Source organism: Gordonia sp. LMA167 (assembly GCF_058130025.1).
The window spans coordinates 1893468-1915456 of the sequence record NZ_CM176708.1; the positions used below are offsets into that span (position 1 = coordinate 1893468).

Here is a 21989-nt window from a genome sequence, read left to right on the forward strand (position 1 = left end):
TCTCGTCAGGGCGCGGTGAACTAGGAGCATGACTCAACACAGCACTCGTACCCACACATCCCGAACTCACCGAGCCGACCTGATGTCAGAACGCCCGATTCTCGTCATCGGCGCCACGGGCAAGACCGGCCGCCGCGTCGCGGACCTTCTCGCCGCTCGCGGTATCCCCGTCCGCCGCGCCAGTCGGACGAGCGTCACGGTGTTCGACTGGACCGACCGCGCGACGTGGGCCCCGGCGCTGGCAGGCGCCGGTGCCGTCTACCTCTCCTACCAACCCGACCTCATCGTGCCCGGGGCCACCGAGGACATCGCCGAGTTCGTCCGCCTCGCCGAAGGCGCGGGCGTGCATCGACTCGTCCTGCTGTCCGGCCGTGGCGAGCCCGAAGCGGCGCAGGCAGCCCGGATCGTGCACGCCGGTGACATCGACTCCACCGTGCTTTCCTGCGCGTGGTTCGATCAGAACTTCTCCGAGGGTGGTTTCGCGCCGGAGATCGCCGCCGGCTCATTGACGCTGCCGGTCGGTGAGGTGGGGGAGCCGTTCGTGGACGCCGACGACATCGCGGAGGTGGCGGTCGCGGCGTTGCTCGACGCCACGCCGGACGGGGCCAACCCACACGCCGGGCAGACCTACGAGCTGACCGGCCCGCGGTTGTTGACCTTCGCCGACGCCGTTGCCACGCTCGCCGCGACGCAGCAACGTCCGATCGAGTTCACTCAGGTGTCGCTGCAGGATTATCGGGATCTGTTGTCGGAGCTGACTGTCCCCGATGAGGAGATCGGGCTCCTGGTGGCGTTGTTCGGGACCTTGTTCGACGGGCGGAACGCGCAGGTGTCCCACGATGTCGAGCGGGTCCTCGGCCGTCCGGCAACCGATCTCGACGACTTCGCGAAAAGTGTGGCACGCGTGCAGGTGTCGAGATGACTCAGTTCCGTGACACGATCCTCGTGCTGGCCGTGACCACTCTCGGCCTGTCGGCCGGCTTGCTCTCGGCGTTCGCCTATTCGGTGATGCCCGGCCTGCAGCGAGCCACGTCGGCGACGGCGGTGGCCGCGATGCAGCGGATCAACGTGGCAATCCTCAATCCGGTGTTCGCGCTGATCTTCTTCGGTGGCCTGGTGTTCGGTGTTCTCGGTGTCGTTCTCTGGTGGGGAGATCCGGTGCGGTGGTGGCTCGTCGCCGCCGTCGCGCTCTACGGCGTAGCGCTGCTGATCACGATGGGCGTCAATGTGCCACTGAACAATCGGCTCGAGGACGCCGGTTCGGTGTCGCCCACCGACGCACCCACGGTCTGGGCGGATTTCGTCGGACCGTGGGTGCGCTGGAACATCGTGCGGGCGCTTGCCGCGGTGGCCGGGTTCACGGTGATGATCGTCGGCCTGCTGCACACGCGCGGATGATGGGGGCCGAGTGCTTGTGCCGGTGTCAGCTGTGGATGTCGAGGCCCCGGCGGACGACGTTCGCGAACGAGGTCGCCGGTCGTCCGAGCAGGTCGACGAGGTCGGTCGACGTGGAATCGAGGGCGCCGGACGCCGCTCCCGCATCCGAGTCGGCGAGGATGTCGGCCATCGGTGCAGGCACGCCTGCCCCGGTAAGGGCAGCGGCGTAGTCCGCTTCGGCCAGATCCTGGTAGCGCACCGATTGTCCGCTCACCTCGGCCAGGGTGGCGGCGATGTCGTCATAGGACAGGTGCTCGGACCCGGCGAGCTCGAAGACCCGGCCCGGCTCCGCAGAGATCAAGGCCGCGGCCGCAGCGTCGGCATAGTCGGTGCGGGCGGCCGGAGCCACTCGGCCGTCACGTGCACTGCCGTAGAGGACCCCGCCGTCGATCGCCGTCGGTGCGGACGCCAGATAGTTGTCGGAATACCACCCGTTGCGGAGCAGGATGAACGGAATCCCGCTGTCGGCCAGCGCCTTCTCGGTGGCGATGTGCTCGGTCGCCAAGCTCAGCGGCGAGGTGTCGGCGCGCAGGATGCTCGTGTAGGCGATCACGCCGACGCCGGCCTCTGCCGCGGCCGCGATGACGTTGGTGTGCTGTGGCAGTCGCTGCCCGATCTCCGAGGAGGAGACCAGGAGAAGCTTGTCGACGCCGGTGAGGGCCTTTCCCAGCGCCGCCGGATCGGTGTAGTCGGCGACACGAATGTCGACGCCCCGGTCGCGGAGATCGGTCGCCTTACCGGCGTCCCGGACGATCGCAACGATGTCACCGGCGGCGATACCGCGATCGATGAGGGCGGCGATGGCGCCGCCGCCCAGGCCGCCGGTGGCTCCGGTCACTGCGTACGTGGTCATGTCTGAACTCCGATCGGTTGGCGGTAGGTGGTTCCTCCTCATCATGCACTTACTAGAAGTAAGTGCCAATGTGATGGTAAGCACAGTTCGAGTAGTGCGCCTACACTTGGGTGCCATGAGCGTTGCGAATCCGGCCGGCGGAGGTCTCGGCGAGGACATTGATCCGTCGTTGGAGGCCGACGTCTTCGCCCGTGACTGTCAGTCGCGGGACATCCTGCAGAACGTGACGAGTCGGTGGGGTCTGCTCGCCTTGGCCGCGCTCGGCGAGGGAGACCTCCGATTCAGTGCGTTACGTCGGAGGGTCGACGGCGTCAGTGAACGCATGCTGTCGGTCACGCTGCAGTCACTCGAGCGCGATGGATTCGTGACACGAACTGTGCTGCAAACCATCCCGCCGAAGGTCGAGTACTCGCTCACCGAGCTGGGACGTGAGATGGCCGGGGTGCTGACCGGCTTGATCGAGATGGTCGAAAGCCGGGTCGGCGAGGTCGAGGTCGCTCGTGCCGATTACGACGGCCGACGCGACGCCCGCTGAGCGCATCTGGCCTGGCCGCGGACGTCGCTCGAGGCTCAGAACAGCTGTCCCAGATAGAACTCGGCTCCCTGGTCGTCGGCGCAGTAGGCCATGACCCCGTACGCCTGGGTGTCGGGTTCGGAGATGACCCGACCGCCGGCCGTGCGGACCCGTTCGACAGCGGCATCCATGTCCGCGACGTTCCACATCGGCACGGACATGGACTTCTCGGCACCGCCGGCGATCCCGACCTGCGGGCGCACGTCGTCGACCTCCCAACCGTCGTCGATGCGGCCTGCGTGGAACGTCCAGCCGAGGGCGCTGCCGTAGAAGTCACGGAACCGGGCGCTCGACGGTGTGTGGACCGTCAGATACGACATCTCGCCGACACCCCGCGGATGCTGATCGGGTCGTGGTTCGTCGGACGCTGCCACGTGCACCGAGAACGCCACGCCCTGATCGTCGACGGCGTCGATGACGCGGGTGCCGTCACGGGACACCTCACTCGCCTCGCCTGCCTGCCCGCCGGCCGCGACGATGGCCTCGCGCGCGGTGTCGAAGTCCTCGACCGCATATACGCAGTACACCGAGCCCGGTGCGCCGTACCCGGGCGTATCCGAGATGCCCAGGCGATGGCCGAGATTCGTGACCTGACGCGTCGCCGGGTCGAACTCCCACCCGAGGACAGCGCCGTAGAAGCGTGCCGCCCGGTCGATGTCGGGTGTCTGCAGGGACAGGTAGACGATGTCGCCGGTCTTGATGCGATCGGTCGGCGCGGCAGCGGTCTTCGACGGCCCCGTCAGCATCCAGCGATGACCGAACGGGTCGATGATCGTCCCGCTGCGATGACCGTAGCCCTCGAACGGTTCTCGGGTGACCGCGGCGCCACCGCGTTCGGCGGCCGACACGGCGGCATCGGCATCATCCACCGCGAGCATCAGACTGACCGAGACCTGGCCGGGCCGTGGCGCCCGGATACCCATGTCCGCGAACTCATCGGCGAGATAGACTGCACCGCCACCGATCTCGAGCTCGGCGTGGCCGATCCGGCCGTCTTCCATCACGATCGGTTCGCCTCGGAGCCGGGCGCCGAGATGTGCCACATACCAGTCGATGGCGGCACGACCGTCGGCGACGGTGAGGTAGGGAAGCGCGCCCGGTCGCTCGACCGCTGGTGCGGCGGTACTGGTGGTGGTCTCGATGGTGGCGGTGCTCATGACAACTCCCTTCGGTAAGGTCGTCCCGCGCTCGAGTCGGTCCCGCAAGGTGCGGGCGAACTCGGCGTCGGGAGCGACCGGATCGGTCCAGCCCGGGGTGTCGGCGGCCCGCAGGACGACGAACGGATCGGGCGGCGTTGCGGTACCGCGATTCTCGGTGTTGTTGTGCTCGTTCATGCGTGGCCTCCTCTCCCTGTGGTGGACTGGCCGGACCGTGGTTCGGATTCCGGATAGGCCGCGCGGAAGGCTCGCTTGGCCCTGGTGAGCAGCGCCTCGGTGGCGCCTACGGTGCGGTCGAGGACGCCCGCGCAGTCGCCGACGGTCAGGTCGTCGACATAGCGCAGAGTGAGCACCGCTCGATGTGTGGGTGACAGTTGCGCCAGCGTGTAGTGCGCGAGCATCCGGTCGAGGTGGACGTCCCAGTCGTCGTCGACGGATTCTGGGAGGTCCTCCACCGGTTCGGGCGTCCGTTGCATCGCCCGCCAATGGTCGGCGAGCTTGTGCCGGGCGACCCCGATCAACCAGGGCGTGGTCGGTCGGGCGTCGTCGTCGCGACGCACGGTGTCCATCGCGGCCAGGAAGGTCTCCGAGGTGAGGTCCTCGGCGACCCGCCGGTCCGAACACCGACGCAGCAGGTAGCCATACACGGCCGGCAGCGCCTCGTCGTACACCGCCAGCAGTGCGGGTGCCCCGCCTTCGGGCGGACCCTCTTGTTCGCCACTCACACCCTCATCGTCGTTCGCCGGGACCGGAATCCGACGCCCTATCGCAGAATTTCTTCGCGCCGGCCGGCGTGTATACAACCTCCCGGTTCCCTGCGGAGCGGCCCTTCGTGACGCTCGCAGGCTCGCTCCTCAGGGACCGGGCTGATGAGGCTGGCGGGTTTCCCTCGCGGTCCCTGAGGAACCCCGGAGCGCTGAAGGCAGATTTCCCTCCCGGTCCCTGCGGAACCCCGGAGCGCTGGTCGGCAGATTTCCCCTCCCGGTCCCTGAGGAACCCCGGAGCGCTGGCGGCGGGATTCCCTCCCGGTCCCTGAGGAACCCCGGAGCGCAAGCGGAGGGGTGTCACGAAGGGCGGCCTTTCGCGACCCTCACTCGTCAATGGCCGGACTGATGCAGGTTCGACCATCGCTCACCAACTGCCGATCAGCGACCGGGGTTTACGCAGGTCAGATCCGCGCCGATGTGGCAACGATCGCGTCGGCGACCGCGCGGGGCTGGTCCAGCGACACGAATGTCCGCGCGTGCGGGACGTCGACGAAGCGTGAATTCTCGAACACCGCTGCCAGGCGCCGCCCGTGATCGGGGGTGAAACACCGATCGTCGGTTCCCCACACCACGGTGACCGGCAGGTCCACCCGCGACAACCGGGGCGTGACCTCGGCGAGTTCGGCCGGATGGATCTCCCGCAGGAAGGCGATGAGGTCGTCGCGGATGCGCGCATCGGTGCGAAGGGGCTCGAACATCGAGAGGGTCAGCTCCGGATCGGGGTCGGTGAGCAGGAGTCCGAGCCCGAGCGGCGAGTGGCGCAGGGCACGAAACCGCATGGACTCGATCATCGGCCGCAGCAGCGCTCGCTGACGGAGCAGTGCGAACACCACACGGAACGGCTGGGGCGGGAACAGCTCGAAGGCGTCGCAGTTGGTGAACACGAGTGCACGGACGAAGGCCGGGTCGCTGTCGAGCGCGAACTGGGTGATCGCGCCACCGGTGTCGTTCGCCACCAGCGTCGCGTCGGAGAGGCCGAGCGCGGCCACGAACTCGCGAACGAGGCGGGCGGCGCCGCGTGGACTCCGATCGGCGGTCGGCCCCCAGGGGATGTGGTGGGACCCCAAGGGGAAAGTCGGTGCATAACAGCGATACCCGGCCTCGGCGAGAATGGTCGCGACCGGTTCCCACAGCCGGTGATCGACGACAGCGCCGTGCACGAAGACGATCGGCGGGTGCGGCGAGGTCTCTGGTCCGTACGTCGCGTACTCGATCGTGCCGGAGGCGAGGTCGATGGTTGTCGTCGTGGTCATGGCTTTCCGCCCTTCGACTATGCTTGTCGCGACTTACGAACACTCTGTATGAAAGTTACGTGCAACCTGTATGAAAGTCAATCGTCGAACTCAGGCCGAGCGCACGGCAGCCACCCGTGCGGCGCTGATCGCCGCGGGGCGCAAGCTGTTCGGCGAACACGGTTACGCCGAGGTGGGCACGCAGGCGATCGTGGACGAGGCCGGCGTGACGCGTGGCGCCCTGTATCACCAGTTCAAGGACAAGCAGGGCCTGTTCGCGGCCGTCTATGACCAGGTCGAACAGGACATCACCGCCGAGGTCGCCGAGCGGGTGGGCGACGTCGCGGTGACGGACCCGATGTCGGCGCTCAAGGCCGGCGTGCGCGTCTTCCTCGAACGGGTCACCGATCCGACCGTGCACCAGATCTCGTTGGTGGATGCGCCGTCGGTGATGGGCTGGAGTGAATGGCGGGCGCGGGGGGAGGAGTTCGGTTTCGCGCTGGTCGAGGGCATCCTGCACGCGGCGATCGCGGCGGGACAGATCGCCGAGCAGCCGGTGCGTCCGATCGCGCATGTCGCCATCGGTGCGCTCGACGAGGCAGCGCTCTATGTGGCGGCCGCCCAGGACAAGGGCTCCGCGGCAGATGAGGTCCTCGCCGTGCTGGACCGGGTCATCGACTCATTCGGTCGATGACCGAGGGCTGACCGGCGATGAATTGCGGCGCCGGCGACGGTCAGTCCGAGTATGGCCACCGCAACGATTTCCTCCATGCTCCTGTCCAGTGACGACCCGAAGCGTCTCGCGCGCTGGTACGCGACCGCATTCGAGGGTGAGATCCAGACCGATCCGGATGCGCCCGGGTACGAGATCCTCGAACTCGACGGTTTCTACATCATGTTCGACAAGCGGGACGACGTGTCCGGCCCGAACGTGGGCGGTGCCCGCGCGATCCTGAACGTCGAGGTCGACGACCCGGTCGCCACGGCCGCGCGCATCGACGAGCTCGGTGCGGAATGGGTCAGCCCGCTCGAGGACAAGGGGGGAGGCTCGTACTTCGGGACCGTGACCGATCCGGACGGCAACTGGCTGCAGATCGTCCGCATCTCCGACGAGCTCGAAGCGCAGATGAGCACACCGACCTCGCCATACAGCGGTTTCGCGGTCCGCGACCTCGCGGAGGCCGAGGCCTTCTACCGCGGAGTGTTGGGGATGCGGGTGCTGAGATTCGAGATGGGCGCCGGGAGCGCAGCGAGCGGGCCCGATGTGGCGGGCGCCGGGAGCGCAGCGAGCGGGCCCGATGTGGCGGGCGCCGGGAGCGCAGCGAGCGGGCCCGATGTGGTGGGCGCCGGGAGCGCAGCGAGCGGGCCCGATGTGGTGGGCGCCGGGAGCGCAGCGAGCGGGCCCGATGTGGTGGGCGCCGGGAGCGCAGCGAGCGGGCCCGATGTGGCGGGCGCGCCGATGACCATCCTGGGCATACGCATCAACCGCAACACGACGGTGCTGGTCTATCCCAAACCGGACCACGAGCCGGCGAACTTCACCATCCTCAACATTCCCGCCCGCGACCTCGAACAAATGGTCGACGACCTGGCCGGCAAGGGCGTGGAATTCCTCCGATACGACGACTTCGAGCAGGATGGCCGGGGCATCGCGCGGGGCGACGGACGGGGCCCGGATATCGCCTGGTTCGCCGATCCGTCCGGAAACATCGTCGCAGTGCACCAGAAATAGGGGCGTCAGCAGCGCGTTCGCTCTCGGCGTAGCGCCCATGGAACATAGCGCCCAAGTGCACGGTTGTAGTGCGCAGATCCCCGCCGTGACCACCACGGAAATCGTTTCTGACCGACGTTAACTGTAGCTGCACTCCAAGCGACCACTAGAGTGGAGGCAGGCTGGTCGTCACGTACACGGACACCGCTGCAGTTGTCGCCGCTGTGGTTGTCACCGACGGCCGGGGCGCAAGCTATGTGAGGGAGCACAATGTTCGAACGGTTCACCGACCGCGCACGTCGCGTCGTCGTCCTGGCGCAAGAAGAAGCCCGGATGCTCAACCACAACTACATCGGCACCGAACACATCCTCCTGGGTCTGATCCACGAGGGTGAGGGCGTGGCTGCCAAGGCGCTCGAGTCCCTCGGGATCTCGCTGGAAGGTGTCCGCAGCCAGGTCGAGGAGATCATCGGCCAGGGGCAGCAGGCGCCGTCGGGCCACATCCCCTTCACCCCGCGTGCCAAGAAGGTGCTCGAGCTGTCGCTGCGTGAGGCGCTGCAGCTCGGCCACAACTACATCGGCACCGAACACATCCTGCTGGGTCTGATCCGCGAGGGTGAGGGCGTCGCCGCCCAGGTCCTGGTGAAGCTGGGCGCCGACCTGAACCGGGTCCGTCAGCAGGTCATCCAGCTGCTCTCGGGTTACCAGGGCAAGGAGCCGCAGGAAGCGGGTACCGGTGGCCGCAGCAGCGAGACCGGCACCCCGTCGACCTCGCTGGTCCTCGATCAGTTCGGTAGAAACCTGACGGCCGCCGCGGCCGAGGCGAAACTCGACCCGGTCATCGGCCGGGAAAAAGAGATCGAGCGGGTCATGCAGGTGCTGAGCCGCCGCACCAAGAACAACCCGGTGCTGATCGGCGAGCCGGGCGTCGGCAAGACCGCCGTCGTCGAGGGTCTCGCGCAGGCCATTGTCAACGGTCAGGTGCCGGAGACGCTCAAGGACAAGCAGCTCTACACCCTCGACCTCGGGTCGTTGGTGGCCGGCAGCCGCTACCGCGGTGACTTCGAGGAACGCCTGAAGAAGGTGCTCAAGGAGATCAACACGCGCGGCGACATCATCCTGTTCATCGACGAGCTCCACACGCTGGTCGGCGCGGGTGCCGCCGAGGGTGCGATCGACGCCGCGTCGATCCTGAAGCCCAAGCTGGCCCGTGGCGAGCTGCAGACCATCGGTGCGACGACCCTCGATGAGTACCGCAAGTACATCGAGAAGGATGCCGCTCTGGAACGCCGGTTCCAGCCGGTGCAGGTCGGCGAGCCGTCGGTGGAGCACACCATCGAGATCCTCAAGGGTCTGCGCGACCGCTATGAGAGCCACCATCGGGTGTCCATCACCGACGGTGCGCTGGTGGCCGCCGCGACGCTGGCCGACCGCTACATCAACGACCGGTTCCTGCCGGACAAGGCAATCGACCTCATCGACGAGGCGGGGGCGCGCATGCGTATCCGCCGGATGACCGCGCCGCCAGACCTGCGCGAGTTCGACGAGCGTATCGCCGACGCGCGCAAGGAGAAGGAGTCCGCGATCGACGCGCAGGACTTCGAGAAGGCCGCCAATCTCCGTGACAAGGAGAAGCAGCTGGTCGCCGAGCGTGCCGAGCGGGAAAAGCAATGGCGCAGTGGCGATATGGACGTCGTGGCCGAGGTCGACGACGAGCAGATCGCCGAGGTCCTGGGCAACTGGACCGGTATCCCGGTGTTCAAGCTCACCGAGGAGGAGACCACCCGTCTGCTCCGCATGGAGGACGAGCTGCACAAGCGGATCATCGGCCAGGAGGATGCGGTCAAGGCCGTCTCCAAGGCGATCCGTCGTACTCGTGCCGGCCTGAAGGATCCCAAGCGTCCATCCGGTTCGTTCATCTTCGCCGGTCCGTCCGGTGTCGGAAAGACCGAGCTGTCCAAGGCGCTGGCGAACTTCCTGTTCGGTGAGGACGACGCGCTCATCCAGATCGACATGGGCGAGTTCCACGACCGCTTCACCGCGTCGCGTCTGTTCGGTGCCCCTCCCGGTTATGTCGGCTACGAAGAGGGCGGCCAGCTCACCGAGAAGGTGCGGCGCAAGCCGTTCTCGGTCGTGCTGTTCGACGAGATCGAGAAGGCGCACTCGGAGATCTACAACACGCTGTTGCAGGTGTTGGAGGACGGGCGCCTCACCGACGGTCAGGGACGTACGGTCGACTTCAAGAACACCGTGCTGATCTTCACGTCGAACCTCGGTACCAGCGACATCTCCAAGGCGGTCGGCCTCGGCTTCACCAAGGGCGGCAGCGAGGGCTCGCAGTACGAGCGGATGAAGCAGAAGGTCAACGATGAGCTGAAGAAGCACTTCCGGCCCGAGTTCCTCAACCGTATCGACGACGTGATCGTGTTCCACCAGCTCACGCGTCAGGAGATCATCGAGATGGTTGACCTGATGATCAACCGCGTCGAGACGCAGTTGAAGAACAAGGACATGGCCATCGAGTTGACCGACAAGGCCAAGGGCCTGCTCGCGAAGCGTGGCTTCGATCCCGTGCTCGGTGCCCGGCCGCTGCGTCGGACCATCCAGCGTGAGATCGAGGACCAGCTGTCGGAGAAGATCCTCTTCAACGAGATTCACGCGGGCCAGATCGTGCTCGTCGACGTCGAGGGCTGGGACGGCGAGGACGACGGCGAGGACGCCAAGTTCACGTTCACCGGGTCCGAGAAGCCCCGCGAGCTGCCCGACGCTCCCGCCGAGCTCACCAAGGCCGGCGACAGCAAGGGTGAGGCCAGCTAGCCAGCCGTAACTACAACCAGCACCGGAGCGGTGCGTCGCGACGATCACCGTCGGGACGCACCGCTTCGGTGTATCTGGGGGGATGACGTGGGCCCATCACGTACTGTGGGCGGATGTCATCGGGGGAGACGCAAGCACAAGTTTTGGGTGCCGAGCAAAATCCGGGTTCGTTCATGTATCGCCGAAGTCTGTGGGTCTCGGTCACAGCGGCGTTATGGATGGCGGGAACCTGGGGAATTTTCATGATGCTGTTCATGGCCCCGGACTCGACGTCGTCTTCTGGGCGGGTGGTCTACGCCTGCAATGCCATTCTCGGCGACCAGCACGGCATTGCCAGGTCGGGCTCGGAGCGTCGCTACATCGTGGAGAATCGGGACTTCGAGTATGCCTTCGACGATTGCACCGTCGCGCGCGAAAAGCGCATCGGCTGGACGATCTTGCTTACCGGACCGACGCTCATTGCGGCCGCCGCGTGCCTGATCATCGCGTCGGGTGCGAGAACCGCACGCACGCGTTACGAAGTGGCCGACCCTTCGTGACGGTCCTCCGCTATCGCTCCGGACCTCCTCAGGGATCGGATGTGGACGGTCGTACGCTATCGCTCTGGATCAGGGATCGGATGTGGAACTCGCGTGCGTCACCACCCGGTGCCTGAGGAGCCCGCGAGGTACGAGCGTGCGTCACGAAGGCCCTTCGTGACGGTCCTCCGCTATCGCTCCGGACCTCCTCAGGGAGCGGATGTGGCCGGTCGTGCGCTATCGCTCCGGACCTCCTCAGGGAGCGGATGTGGCCGGCCTTGCGCTATTGCTCCGGACCGCCTCAGGGAGCGGATGTGGCCGGTCCGACGAGTGGAAACACCAGTCTTCACGAACGATCGCTCGGTCATCGCGTAGGTTGAATCGGTGACCACACATGCTCAGCAGATCGACGATCAGCCCATCATCATCGAGCGCGACGACGAGATCGCGATCATCCGCCTCAACCGGCCAGACCGGCTCAACGCCTTCACGCACCAGATGGGCGAGGAGATCCAGGCGGCGTTCGACGAGACCGACGCCGACGACTCGATCCGCGCGGTGGTGATCACCGGCACGGGGCGCGCCTTCTGCGCGGGAGCGGATCTGGGTGGCGGCGCGAACACCTTCGAACTCGAGTCGACCGCGCCCGGCGAGATCCCTCGGGACATGGGCGGTCAGGTGACGCTGCGCATCTTCGATTCGCTGAAACCCGTGGTGATGGCGATCAACGGCGCGTCGGCGGGCGTCGGGGTCACAATGACCCTCGCGGCCGATGTCCGCATCGCCTCCGACGACGCCAAGTTCGGTTTCGTGTTCGCTCAGCGCGGCCTGGTGCCCGAAGCCTGCTCCACCTGGTTCCTGCCGCGGTTGGTCGGGCTCCCGACCGCGCTGCAGTGGACCATGGGCGCAAAAATGGTCCCGGTCGCCGAGGCGCACGAGCGTGGCCTGGTGCAGCAGGTGGTGCCCAAGGACGAGGTGCTCGCCACCGCGATCGGGGTGGCCAGGGAGATGACGTCAGGGACCGCGCCGGTGTCGGTGGCGCTCACCCGACAGCTGTTGTGGCGCATGGCCGGTGCGCCCAGTCCGCGCGATGCCCATGCGGCCGATTCGAAGGCGATCTACTACCGCGGAACGATGGCCGACGTCGCCGAAGGCGTCACGTCGTTCCTCGAGAAGCGCCCCGCGACGTTCACCGATCGCGTCTCCACGGACCTGCCGCACATCTTCTGATCCGGTCGTCTGATCCGACTCGTGGCTGCCCGCTGGGTGATACAGGACGCGGGTCCGTTCGGCCGGCGCGGGTCGGGTCCGCTCGCGCGGTCCGTCGACAACCCGCGGGCACCCGACAGGCCCGCGCCAACCGACCCGACCCGCGCCAGCACCCGTGGCCGGCAGCCCCGGGTCGGCGGCCACGGTTGTCAGGGGTGGGGCAGCGGCTCAGCGCCACGATCGCGCAGCAGCATGGTCATCTGGCCGATCTCGTCACCCTGGTCGCTGATCATTGTCAGCGCGAGCTGTTTGGTCACGGAACTCGCGGTCGGTGCGTTGTGTGCGGCCACCGCCATCGTCAGCCCGCCTTCGTGGTGGCGGATCATCAACTGCAGGAACAGGATCTCGGCCGCACGTCCGCGGAGGGCGGCCAGCCGGGTGAGTTCGTCGACGCTGGCCATCCCCTCCATGCGCGGTTGTGCGGTGCCGGATGACCCGGCGGCGTGGTGGCGAGCGCGGCCGCCGCCCATCCAGGCCATCGGCGTCGACGACGTCATCGGCAGCCCGAACCAGGTCAGCATGCCACGCATCTGCGCGACCTCGGCTGTCTGCGTCGCGACGATACGGTCTGCCAGGCCACCGATCTCCGGAGCCACATCTCGCGACAGCGAGCGTCCCATCAGGATCGCCTGATCGTGGTGGACCGACATGTCCTGCGCGAAGCCGATGTCGGTGGCGGTGGGGGTGTGCGTCTGCTCGTCCGATGACCGATGGTCCTCCCATGCGGCGCCGACAACCCCTCCGATGGCCAACACCATCAGCAACGCCACACCGACGGCGGCAGTCGTGAGCGTGCGACGTCCGGTCACGTTGTCCCCAAGGTGGATTCCTGATCGGCCGGCGGAGCGTACACCTGCGGACTCAGCGCCAGCGCGTAGAAGCCGCCGTCGGAGCAGGTGGTCCAGATCTGGTTGCCATGGAACTCCGGTGGGGAGAAGCACCAATCGGTGGCCATGTCGCCGCCGACGAGCATCCCGGTCCGCGGACCGATCACCTGATCGAGACGCACCTTGCCGTTGAGCACCGACATCCCGAAACTGAGGAACTCGACGGCGGGCGCACCCGAGATGGATGCGAGGACGTGGGCGGAGTTGGGGAGGTCGGCCACCGTCGCGCCCTTCTGCGCCGGCGGGTTGTAGTAGGCGATCTCGGAGATCTTTCGCGGGTCACGGATGTCGAAGACGCGGATGCCCGATGACTCCCACGAGCAGGCGAGTGCCGTCGGGTTGCGGGGACGGTCGGCCGAACAGTAGTGCGGATTGCTGCTGAAGATGCCCCCACCCATCGACGACCGCAGGTTGGTGTCGAGGTTCTTCGGGAGGTTGATCTCGAGCTTGATCTGCGAGACGTAGCGCGGGCTGTTCGGTTTGGTCACGTCGAAGACCTTCACGCCGCCGGAGCCGAGTTCGTCGGCGGTCAGGATGTAGGGCCTGCCGCGATAGGTGACCGGGATGGTGTGCTGATTGACCTGACCGTCGGGCCACAGATACGCGGCCACGTGCGGCACCTGCGGATAGGGCTTGCGGTCCTGGATGTCGCTGATGTCCAGAATCGTGATGCCGGCCCCGTTCGACAGATACATGCGGTTGCCGTCGGGCGAGATGCCGAAGCCGTGGCCGAGGAAGCCGTGCAGGCCTTGCCAGATCACGGTCGGGACGGCCGGATTCGAGATGTCGATGGCGCTCAGATGGCCTGGGAAGATACCCGACGTCCAATAGGTGCGCCCGTCCGGAGAGAACCCGCCCTCGTGGGAATCGAACGGCAACGGGGTGGCCGTGCCGGGGCCGTGGTTGAGCAGTCTGGGGTGCGCGCAGTCGGAGATGTCGTAGACGGAGAAGAACCCGCCGCCCCAGTTCAATGGCACCGACGTCGCCGCCAGTAGTTTGCGTTTGTGGTTGACCTTCAGGGTCTCCCAGGTGCCGCCGCGCATCGCTGGTTCGTCGAGCGATCCGACGATCCGCGGGTGACGGGGATCGGCGACATCGACAACCTGGACCCCGGGCTGGGGAACGAGGTTGGTGCCCGGGAACAGGCTGCCGGTATAGCTGCAGTGATCGAAGGTGACCGACACGATGCCGCCGCCGGCGCCGCGGACATTGCCCAGTTTGGTGAGGTTGCAGCGGTAGCCGAGACGGCTGCGGCCGGAGTTGCGGTCCTCCGCACTGACGTCACCCTGCAAGCCGGGTTCGGGAAGTGATCCGGGGCCGCAGGTCGCCCTCGGGACCGACACCTCTGAGATGTCGGGATAGTAGTGCGTCGCGGCGTTGGCCGGTACCGCGCCGAATGCTGCGACTGTGATGAAGGCGATCGCCACCACGACCGCCGGCACGGACCGACGGACCGACAACCGATTGTGTGGGCGTCCCAACACCCGATGACCTGACATGCTGACTCCCCCCGGAGTTCTGCGGCGCTTGCTCGGCGACGTTAGTCGGTCAAGTGACCCGGTTCGGGCGTTTTCGGAGAACTGGGTTCTTTGCGGGGTGTATTCAGCTTTCGGGTGTGTGTTTCGTCGTATGCGGCCGCGGTTGCGCGTGCCCGCCCGGACGGCCGCGGGCGCATGTGTGAGACTGTCCGTCATGCGTCGAGCGTTCCTCTCCCGCGTTGTCACCATCGTCGCCTCCGCTGCGGCGGTGGCTGCCGTGGTGCTCTCCGGGACCGCGACGACGGAGGCGGCCGGCAGCCAGTCGCCGGCTCCGGCCACCCCCGTGGCGAAGGCGTCGATCTGGTCCGGCAAAAAGTATGTGGCGCTGGGCAGCTCGTACGCATCGGGACCCGACGTGGCGCAGATCGTGAATGTGCCCTGCATGCGGACGGGCAACGACTATCCCCATCAGGTCGCCCAGGCGCGCGGTATGCGACTCACCGACGTCTCCTGCTCGGGTGCGACCACCGCCAACATCCTGCGAAAGTCTCAGCGCGGGGTCGCCGAGCCGCAGATCGTGGCGGTGACACCCGACACCGATCTCGTCACGATCACCGTGGGCGGCAACGACATCGAATACATCGGCAGGCTCACCACGTTGAGCTGTGCGAACGCCATCCCGCCCGGCCTGCGCGTGCCCGGGTGCCGTCACCGTCACGCGCGCCCGGCGCCCACCTCGGCCGACTACGCTCGGGTCGAGCGATCACTGGTCGATGTCGTGACGGCGGTGCGGCAGAGGGCACCGCACGCGGAGATCCTGATCGTCGACTACCTACCCGTTCTCGACGGCGCCGGTGACGTCTGCACGCAGATCCCGCTCACTCATCCGGAGGCGCGCGAGATGGCCCGTGCGTTCGACGGCTTGACGGCAGCCACCGCACGAGCCGCACAAGACACCGGTGTCCGGCTGGTCAAGGCATCGGCGGCCGGTGCCGCACACACGGCCTGCTCAGCGCATCCCTGGGTCAACGGTTTCGAGATACCCGTCCCGTATCACCCGACCTCCGCGGGTAAGGCCGGCGTCGCGCGGTTGATCCTGGAAGAACTCGGCTCGCGCTGACGTCCCGAGCGGCGCCCCGGGCGTCACCTACCGCTCCCTGAGGAGCCCGCGAACGGAGTGAGCGAGCGGTATCTACGGCTCCCTGAGGAGCCCGCGAACGCAAGTGAGCGAGCGTTTCCTACCGCTCCCTGAGGAGCCCGCGAACGCAAGTGAGCGAGCGTCACGAAGGGCGCTCAATCACTCGGACCCTCAGACCGGCTCTTCGACGTAGAGCCGCTGATTGCGGTGTGACCACTGCCGCCAGAACACAACTCCCGCGGACACCATCAGCAGCGCACCTGCAGCGGCCACGAGATCGCCCGCAGGGATGCCGAAGGCGTCGCGCAACACGATGCCGACGATGACGGCGCCGATGCCGGTCAGCATCGACCGCACGGGATTCTGCGACCGCCAGTCGATGGTGCTGCGCCCGGTCGTGATCAAGCTGATCGGGCTGCGCCGCAGCACCTCCACGATGAACACCGTCAGTACCACGGTCGCGATGAAGGAGATCACGATCAGCAGGCCGGGCGGCAGGCCGAGGTGCTGGTGGATTGTCGGCTCCAGTTCGGCCAGGGCCAAGGCGTGCGCGAGGTAGATGCCGAAGGAGCGGTCCGCTGCCGTCCGCATGAAGGTGTCGGTGACCGAGCCCGCGCGACGGTGGTCCTGCCACATCGTGCCGAGCGAGTACAGCATCAGGATGATCGCGATGTAGGCGAACGAGTTGTGCGCCATGAAGACGTTTGTCGCCCGGAAGATGGACTCGCCGGTGTGGACGTCGTCGAGGTAGTAGAGGGCGGTCAGCGTGATGGCCCCGGCGCCCAGAGCCAGGATCACCCAACGCCAGCGGAGCATGAACGCCTGGAACGCCTCGTAGTGCATCGCCGCGACACCACCGGCGAGGATGAAGAACTGGTACGGCAGGATCGTCACCACGAGGTGGCGCCACAGCAGGTCCTGCGGCCCATGGGTGAAGAACTCCAGGGGTGGGCGGACCATCAGATACATCATCGTCATCTGGATGGCGAAGCTCACCGCCAGCAGATAACGATGCCGTCCCCACGTCTTGCGTAGCAGCCACAGCATCGCCGGGAACACCGCGTAGATCTGCATGCTCACCGACAAGAAGTACAGGTGGTACCAGGCGTTGCCGGTGATCAGGTCGTAGGTGATGCTCTTGGCCGCCAGGCCGATGTCGGCGGCGCTGTCGAACAGATCGCGCAGGCCGGCGAATCCGCCGCCCTCATAGCGGCCGTAGACCCAGTAGAACAGGCTCCAGGTCACGAACGGCAGGCCGATCAGCTTGTAGCGCCGCCGCCAGAACGCGACAGGCCGCAGGTCGCGGTGGCGGTATTGATAGGTGAGGACAAAGCCGGTGAGAGCGAAGAACGAATAGCGCGTGTAGCGCAGGAAGAGTCCGACACCACCGGCCGCGACGTTCACCGGCGACGCGATGCCGAGGATCACATGATCGAGGATGACTCCGGCAAACGTGACCAATCGGACAAGGTCGATCTGGTAGAGATGCTTGTCCTTCTTCTTGGGCGCAACCGCCGATGAGGCGTTGATCTCCGGTGTCGGCGCGTCCGTTTCGCCGGATTCGGCGGATTTCGGTAGGGTCACCGGTGGTTGTTCCGCGACGATGTCCGACCTCCATCCACTCGGCCACAACGCTATTCGGCACGCGTGGCCACAAATATCCGGAGCGAGGCTACTCCGCGAATCTGTGAAACTCCTTGTTGGGTCTCCAGTATCGTGCGTGGACACGGTCGGGCCAGGCCGAAGTCCGATACGTCCGTGTCGTCGCTTATGCCCGATTGGTCCCGATCACGGAGTTGCGGCCGACCGCGAGATCGTATCCTCGGAAACCCACTTGGCGGACTCCCGCCCGGTCCAGTTGGCCAGCCGCTCGGTCAGCCCGGCCCCCGGACGGGATTCGGCGACGGCGTCGAACGGGATGTCAGGGTTGCTGCGAATCTCGGCGGGAATGAACTGGCGCGCGACGGCCAGGGTCGGCTCCACGATGGCGGGGTCGGCCTCGGCAGGTTGGCCGGTGGCGACGGCGAGATCCCACCCGTGAACGAGGGTCTCGTTGACGTAGCCCCAGAGTGCGCCTGCGCCGGGTACCTCGCCCCAGGGCACCCTCACCATCGCGGTGAGCTTGGCGTCGTCGGACCACAGGTCGACAGCTCGGCTCACCAGAGATGAGTAGGTCCCTGCGTCGTGCTCCTCGGCGATGCGCGGCACCGCCATCACATCGGTCCCCTCTCCGAGGGCGACGGCCCGGCCCGCTGTGGCGACGATGTGTGCGGCCAGGGTGCGGACATCGAACTCGTCACACGGTGTGGGCGCATCGAGCTGGTCATCGCGGACCGCCGCGAGCAGGCCGGTGACCCAGGTTGTGGCGGCGGTATAGGCGGGACGGGGGTCGGTGGGCTGGATGTTCGTCATGGTTCTTCCTGTCGTTGTCGGGCTGATGTGACCAGTCAATCGGCTAAACACGACACCTTCTGTCATGTATTTGCGGGAGGATTCCGGTGTGCGGGCCGAACGACTGATCGCTGTGCTCATGCTTCTCAAGAAGCACGAGCGGCTCACCGCAGCCGCGATCGCCGAGGAACTCGGTGTATCCGAACGAACCGTGTTGCGTGACATCGACGCGCTGTCACTGTCCGGGGTTCCCGTGTACGCCGAGCGCGGTCGCCATGGTGGGTTCGCGCTGCTCCCGGGATATCGCACCGACCTCACCGGATTGACCGTCGATGAGGCCACGTCGCTGCTGGCCGGAACGGGTCGGCTCGACTCGCCGGCGTTCGCGAGCGCCATGCGCAAGGTGGCGGCGGCGCTTCCGGAGGCATATCGGGACAGGGCGGTTGACGCGGCGCAGCGTGTATTGGTGCGGCCCGAGGGCTTCGTCCGTGACCCGGAACAGCTCGATGCGCTCGGGCCGGTGCAGCAGGCGGTGTTCAGTGGCCACCGGATTCGTGTGCGCTATCAGCGGCGCGGAGATGACCGGGCACGTCCACGGGTTCTCGATCCCATCGGGCTCGTCGTGGCCGGGGACACGTGGTACCTCGTCGCGGCCGCGAGCGATGGCGAACGGATGTACCGGGTCTCGCGGATGTCGGACGTCGAGGTTCTCGACGAGGAGGCGCACCGGCAGCGGCACGTCGATCTCGACGAGATCTGGCAGCGGCACCGAGCTGCTTTTCGTGCCTCGTTCGAACCTGTCGACGTGGTCATCGATTGTGCGCAAACAGATCTGGAGAATCTGACTCGAGACCTCACCGTCCTCGACACGGAACTCCATGCGCCGGAGTCGATCCGGATCAGAGTGTGGTTCGGTGACCGCACACGTGCCCTGACAATGCTGTGGACGATGTGCCTGGAGCATTCGTTCGAGGTACTCGAGCCGGATTGGATCAGAGAGGCCCTGACCGCCCGCGCACAGGACGTGCACACCCGTCATACGAAGTAGGGCCACCGTCGCCGCGAGCATCCGTGTCGGTCGTTTGCGGGACGCCTGACGCGCCGCCGGCAGCATAGGATCTCACCAGACACTCGCGCGAGAAAAGGGGCCAACGCGTCATGGCGAAACGGCTGATCGTCTGTTGCGACGGCACGTGGAACGCGTTCGGGCAGAAGCATCCGACGAATGTGGTCAAGATCTTCGAGGCGATCGCCGACACCGATGACAGCGGGACGATGCGGCAAGAGCGAATCTACGTGGCGGGCGTGGGAACCAAGCCGTGGGAGAAGGTCCGCGGGGGCGCGATGGGGTTCGGGCTGTCGAAGAACCTCAAGGATGCGTACCGACAACTCGTTGACCTCTACGAGCCGGGGGATGAGATCTTTCTGTTCGGCTTCAGTCGTGGCGCCTACACCGCACGCAGTCTCGCAGGCTTCATCCGCAACAGCGGCTTGCTCAAACGAGAATACGCAGATCAGGTCGACGCGGCCTTCGAACTCTATCGCGACCGAGACGAATCGTCGGCACCCAGGCAACAGCGGGCCACCGAGTTCCGGCAGCAATTCTCATACGAGACCCCGATCCATTTCATCGGAGTGTGGGACACGGTCGGATCGCTGGGCATTCCGATCGACGGCTGGAAGTTCGCGGAGAAGGTCAACCGGCGGTGGGCATTCCACGACACCCAGCTCAGTTCCAGGGTCGGGGCGGCCTATCACGCGTTGGCGATCGACGAGAAACGTCGCCCGTTCGAACCGACCCTGTGGCAGCCCCAGCCGGATCGGCCCGCCGAGCAGGTCATCGAACAGGTGTGGTTCACCGGAGTGCATTGCACTGTCGGCGGCGGGTACGCCGACAGCCGAGTCAGCGACATCCCGCTGGTCTGGATGATGGACCGCGCACGCAAACACGGACTCGCCTTCAGAGACGAGGAGCCGGCTCCGACGGCAGGCACTTCCGACACCGACGCCGACACCGCAACCGGCGGCGTCGTTGGCGCGATCATGCGATTCCTGACCGGCACCGACGCTTTCGCGATCCCGTTGCAGGAGTCGCGGAAGGGTGTGTATCGGGTCTTCGCGCCTTTTACGCGCCAGTTGGCCGCCGTCGACGAGGAACACGAGCGCGTCGCGTCCAGCGCGACGAGGCGCATGGATACCGTCGACTCGTATGACCCCGCGAACCTGGCCGCATACCGGCAGCGAGGTGGCCCCGAGGTGCCCGTCGACTTCCGGCCGGCCGACATCTGAACGACAGACCACACACGACCGGTGCCCCGGTTCGGCGTGGTGCCGAACCGAGGCATCTGCTCGGCTGACGTCCGGGCGGGTGAGATCCTTACCGCGAAGTATCGTCGACCAGTCGTGCGCGATCGGGCTTCAGATCGTTGATGATTTTGCGGGCGTTGGTGATCCCGGATTCGATCGCGCCGTCGACCACGACGCCGTTCCATCCCTTGGCGTAGTCCGCGCCGGCGAAGACCAGTCGGCTGCCGGTGTTGTCGAACTGGGACCAGCCGTGAAAGAACTGACCGGACTTGAGGGTTGCCCAGGTCTGGCCCGACCACTTGTCGGCCACCCAGTCGTGGCCGCCGCAGTCGATCACCGTGAGATCATCGCGCCAGACGTCGATGGCTCGCTGGGCCGAGGCCGTGTCCTCCAGATCGATCGCAGTGTGATCGGAGCCGAATCCGACCAGAATGGTCGCGTCCTCGTCATCGAGGAAGTACTCGCTGCGCAACAACGAGATCGGATGATTGCCGGGTGCGCCGGCGATGATGGAGTGGTGGCCTTGCACCTTGACCCAGATCTTGAAGCCCACCGAGTTGGTGCCCTCGTCGATCACCTTCTGCTGTGATGGGGGAAGAGCTGGTTCGAACTCGATGTTCCCGAGCGCGCCGATCGGGACCGTGACGATCACGGCGTCGGCGGTTGCGACTTCGCCGTCCGCGAACGTGACGTCGACGCCTGTCGCGTGGTGGGCGACGTGGGTGACCGCAGTGTTGAGTTCGACGCTGGTCTGCAGATCTGCGGCGATCGATTCGTAGAGCCCGCGCATCCCTCGTGTGAGCTTGAAACGCAGGGTCTGCTCGTCCATCAATGAGCTGCGATGATCGCTGAGTGCCGCCCAGTGCTTGGCCATCAAGGGTGACGCCGTGGCGGTCGGCCCCTGGTAGCCCGCCGACCAGTAGGAGTCGGCGAGGTCGATCTCCTCCCGGGTGTATCCGCCGTCGCGCAGGCAGTCCAGAACGCTGCCCTCATCGGCACGCCGGAACCGTTCCACGAGTTCGGGATCCGCGGACTCGTCGGCGAGCAGGGCGAACGGATCATGGGGGTATGGGAAGAACTCCCTCGAACCCTCGAAGATCTTGTCCTGCAGGCGGCTCAGGGCCTCATCGAGGTCGTGCTCGGTGCCGTGTCGCACGATTCCATCACTGACCCAGTAGGCGTCGGAGATGTCCGGGCTCGGATAGATCTCCTGGCCGTAGCGGGTGATCTCCGTCCAGATGAACGGCTGCATCCAGTGCACCCAGGTGGCACCCATCTCCAAGGTGTGTCCGCCGAGACGTTCATCGGTCCAGGCACGCCCGCCGATCCGGTCGCGCGCTTCGACGATGCGCACCCGCACCCCGGCGGCCTCGAGCTCGCGGGCGGCGATGAGACCGGAGAAACCGGCCCCGACGATGATGACCGACGGCGCGTGATCGTGAATCGACATTGA

20 protein-coding genes are annotated in these 21989 nt (G+C 66.5%); 11 read left to right on the forward strand and 9 right to left on the reverse strand.

Going from position 1 to position 21989, the window contains the following annotated elements; translation table 11 throughout:
- The first annotated feature begins 82 nt into the window (after positions 1-82).
- Together ACVT6V_RS08495 and ACVT6V_RS08500 are read left to right on the forward strand one after the other, a co-directional pair.
- Positions 83-922, forward strand: a complete 840-nt coding sequence (locus ACVT6V_RS08495; protein ID WP_489899364.1) for an NAD(P)H-binding protein — start codon at positions 83-85, stop codon at positions 920-922.
- Positions 919-1398: an anthrone oxygenase family protein gene (locus tag ACVT6V_RS08500; protein ID WP_489899365.1), complete on the forward strand. Its 480-nt coding sequence runs from the start codon at positions 919-921 to the stop codon at positions 1396-1398. Before ACVT6V_RS08495 ends, ACVT6V_RS08500 begins: the two co-directional genes overlap by 4 nt.
- A 25-nt stretch (positions 1399-1423) precedes the next feature.
- On the opposite strand, the gene ACVT6V_RS08505 is transcribed toward ACVT6V_RS08500, so the two are convergent.
- Positions 1424-2290, reverse strand: a complete 867-nt coding sequence (locus tag ACVT6V_RS08505) for an NAD(P)H-binding protein (protein WP_489899366.1) — start codon at positions 2288-2290, stop codon at positions 1424-1426.
- A gap of 115 nt (positions 2291-2405) precedes the next feature.
- Between ACVT6V_RS08505 and ACVT6V_RS08510 the strand changes: the two genes are divergently transcribed.
- The gene (locus ACVT6V_RS08510) at positions 2406-2825 is read left to right on the forward strand and encodes a winged helix-turn-helix transcriptional regulator (protein WP_489899367.1); all 420 of its coding nucleotides are present in this window, start codon (positions 2406-2408) and stop codon (positions 2823-2825) included.
- Between the two features lie 35 nt (positions 2826-2860).
- On the opposite strand, the gene ACVT6V_RS08515 is transcribed toward ACVT6V_RS08510, so the two are convergent.
- The 3 genes from ACVT6V_RS08515 to ACVT6V_RS08525 all read right to left on the reverse strand — a co-directional run bounded on the left by ACVT6V_RS08515 (position 2861) and on the right by ACVT6V_RS08525 (position 6041).
- Positions 2861-4198 (reverse strand): VOC family protein, encoded by a 1338-nt coding sequence (locus ACVT6V_RS08515; protein WP_489899368.1) that lies wholly within the window; start codon positions 4196-4198, stop codon positions 2861-2863.
- On the reverse strand, positions 4195-4746 hold the full coding sequence (locus ACVT6V_RS08520) for an RNA polymerase sigma factor (protein ID WP_489899370.1): 552 nt from the start codon (positions 4744-4746) through the stop codon (positions 4195-4197). Before ACVT6V_RS08520 ends, ACVT6V_RS08515 begins: the two co-directional genes overlap by 4 nt.
- A gap of 443 nt (positions 4747-5189) precedes the next feature.
- Positions 5190-6041, reverse strand: coding sequence for an alpha/beta fold hydrolase (locus ACVT6V_RS08525; protein ID WP_489899371.1), 852 nt, complete (start codon positions 6039-6041; stop codon positions 5190-5192).
- A 70-nt stretch (positions 6042-6111) separates the two neighbouring features.
- On the opposite strand from ACVT6V_RS08525, the gene ACVT6V_RS08530 reads away from it, so the two are divergent.
- The 5 genes from ACVT6V_RS08530 to ACVT6V_RS08550 all read left to right on the forward strand — a co-directional run bounded on the left by ACVT6V_RS08530 (position 6112) and on the right by ACVT6V_RS08550 (position 12296).
- Positions 6112-6714 carry a TetR/AcrR family transcriptional regulator gene (locus ACVT6V_RS08530; RefSeq protein ID WP_489899372.1) on the forward strand — a complete coding sequence of 201 codons (603 nt, stop codon included), beginning with the start codon at positions 6112-6114 and terminating at the stop codon, positions 6712-6714.
- Between the two features lie 75 nt (positions 6715-6789).
- Positions 6790-7752 (forward strand): VOC family protein, encoded by a 963-nt coding sequence (locus ACVT6V_RS08535; RefSeq protein ID WP_489899373.1) that lies wholly within the window; start codon positions 6790-6792, stop codon positions 7750-7752.
- Positions 7753-8001: 249 nt separating this feature from the next.
- A complete protein-coding gene (locus ACVT6V_RS08540) occupies positions 8002-10548 on the forward strand; it encodes an ATP-dependent Clp protease ATP-binding subunit (protein WP_489899374.1) in 2547 nt (848 codons plus the stop codon).
- A gap of 113 nt (positions 10549-10661) precedes the next feature.
- Positions 10662-11087 carry a hypothetical protein gene (locus ACVT6V_RS08545; RefSeq protein ID WP_489899375.1) on the forward strand — a complete coding sequence of 142 codons (426 nt, stop codon included), beginning with the start codon at positions 10662-10664 and terminating at the stop codon, positions 11085-11087.
- A gap of 363 nt (positions 11088-11450) precedes the next feature.
- The gene (locus ACVT6V_RS08550) at positions 11451-12296 is read left to right on the forward strand and encodes a crotonase/enoyl-CoA hydratase family protein (protein ID WP_489899376.1); all 846 of its coding nucleotides are present in this window, start codon (positions 11451-11453) and stop codon (positions 12294-12296) included.
- 188 nt (positions 12297-12484) lie between these two features.
- Here ACVT6V_RS08550 and ACVT6V_RS08555 read toward each other — a convergent pair whose 3' ends face one another.
- Entirely contained in the window at positions 12485-13144 is a 660-nt protein-coding gene (locus ACVT6V_RS08555) for a DUF305 domain-containing protein (RefSeq protein WP_489899377.1), read from the reverse strand.
- Positions 13141-14721 (reverse strand): LVIVD repeat-containing protein, encoded by a 1581-nt coding sequence (locus tag ACVT6V_RS08560; protein ID WP_489899378.1) that lies wholly within the window; start codon positions 14719-14721, stop codon positions 13141-13143. Before ACVT6V_RS08560 ends, ACVT6V_RS08555 begins: the two co-directional genes overlap by 4 nt.
- A gap of 193 nt (positions 14722-14914) precedes the next feature.
- Between ACVT6V_RS08560 and ACVT6V_RS08565 the strand changes: the two genes are divergently transcribed.
- The gene (locus tag ACVT6V_RS08565) at positions 14915-15820 is read left to right on the forward strand and encodes an SGNH/GDSL hydrolase family protein (RefSeq protein WP_489899379.1); all 906 of its coding nucleotides are present in this window, start codon (positions 14915-14917) and stop codon (positions 15818-15820) included.
- Between the two features lie 189 nt (positions 15821-16009).
- Here the strand turns inward: ACVT6V_RS08565 and ACVT6V_RS08570 are convergent, their stop codons facing one another.
- Both ACVT6V_RS08570 and ACVT6V_RS08575 read right to left on the reverse strand, forming a co-directional pair.
- Entirely contained in the window at positions 16010-17422 is a 1413-nt protein-coding gene (locus ACVT6V_RS08570) for an acyltransferase (RefSeq protein ID WP_489899380.1), read from the reverse strand.
- Between the two features lie 204 nt (positions 17423-17626).
- Positions 17627-18250 carry a TIGR03086 family metal-binding protein gene (locus tag ACVT6V_RS08575; protein ID WP_489899381.1) on the reverse strand — a complete coding sequence of 208 codons (624 nt, stop codon included), beginning with the start codon at positions 18248-18250 and terminating at the stop codon, positions 17627-17629.
- An 88-nt stretch (positions 18251-18338) separates the two neighbouring features.
- Here ACVT6V_RS08575 and ACVT6V_RS08580 point away from each other — a divergent pair, with 88 nt between their 5' ends.
- A complete protein-coding gene (locus ACVT6V_RS08580; protein WP_489899382.1) occupies positions 18339-19277 on the forward strand; it encodes a helix-turn-helix transcriptional regulator in 939 nt (312 codons plus the stop codon).
- 110 nt (positions 19278-19387) lie between these two features.
- Positions 19388-20518, forward strand: a complete 1131-nt coding sequence (locus ACVT6V_RS08585) for a T6SS phospholipase effector Tle1-like catalytic domain-containing protein (RefSeq protein WP_489899383.1) — start codon at positions 19388-19390, stop codon at positions 20516-20518.
- Between the two features lie 88 nt (positions 20519-20606).
- Here the strand turns inward: ACVT6V_RS08585 and ACVT6V_RS08590 are convergent, their stop codons facing one another.
- Positions 20607-21986, reverse strand: a complete 1380-nt coding sequence (locus ACVT6V_RS08590) for an NAD(P)/FAD-dependent oxidoreductase (RefSeq protein ID WP_489899384.1) — start codon at positions 21984-21986, stop codon at positions 20607-20609.
- Positions 21987-21989: the final 3 nt, after the last annotated feature.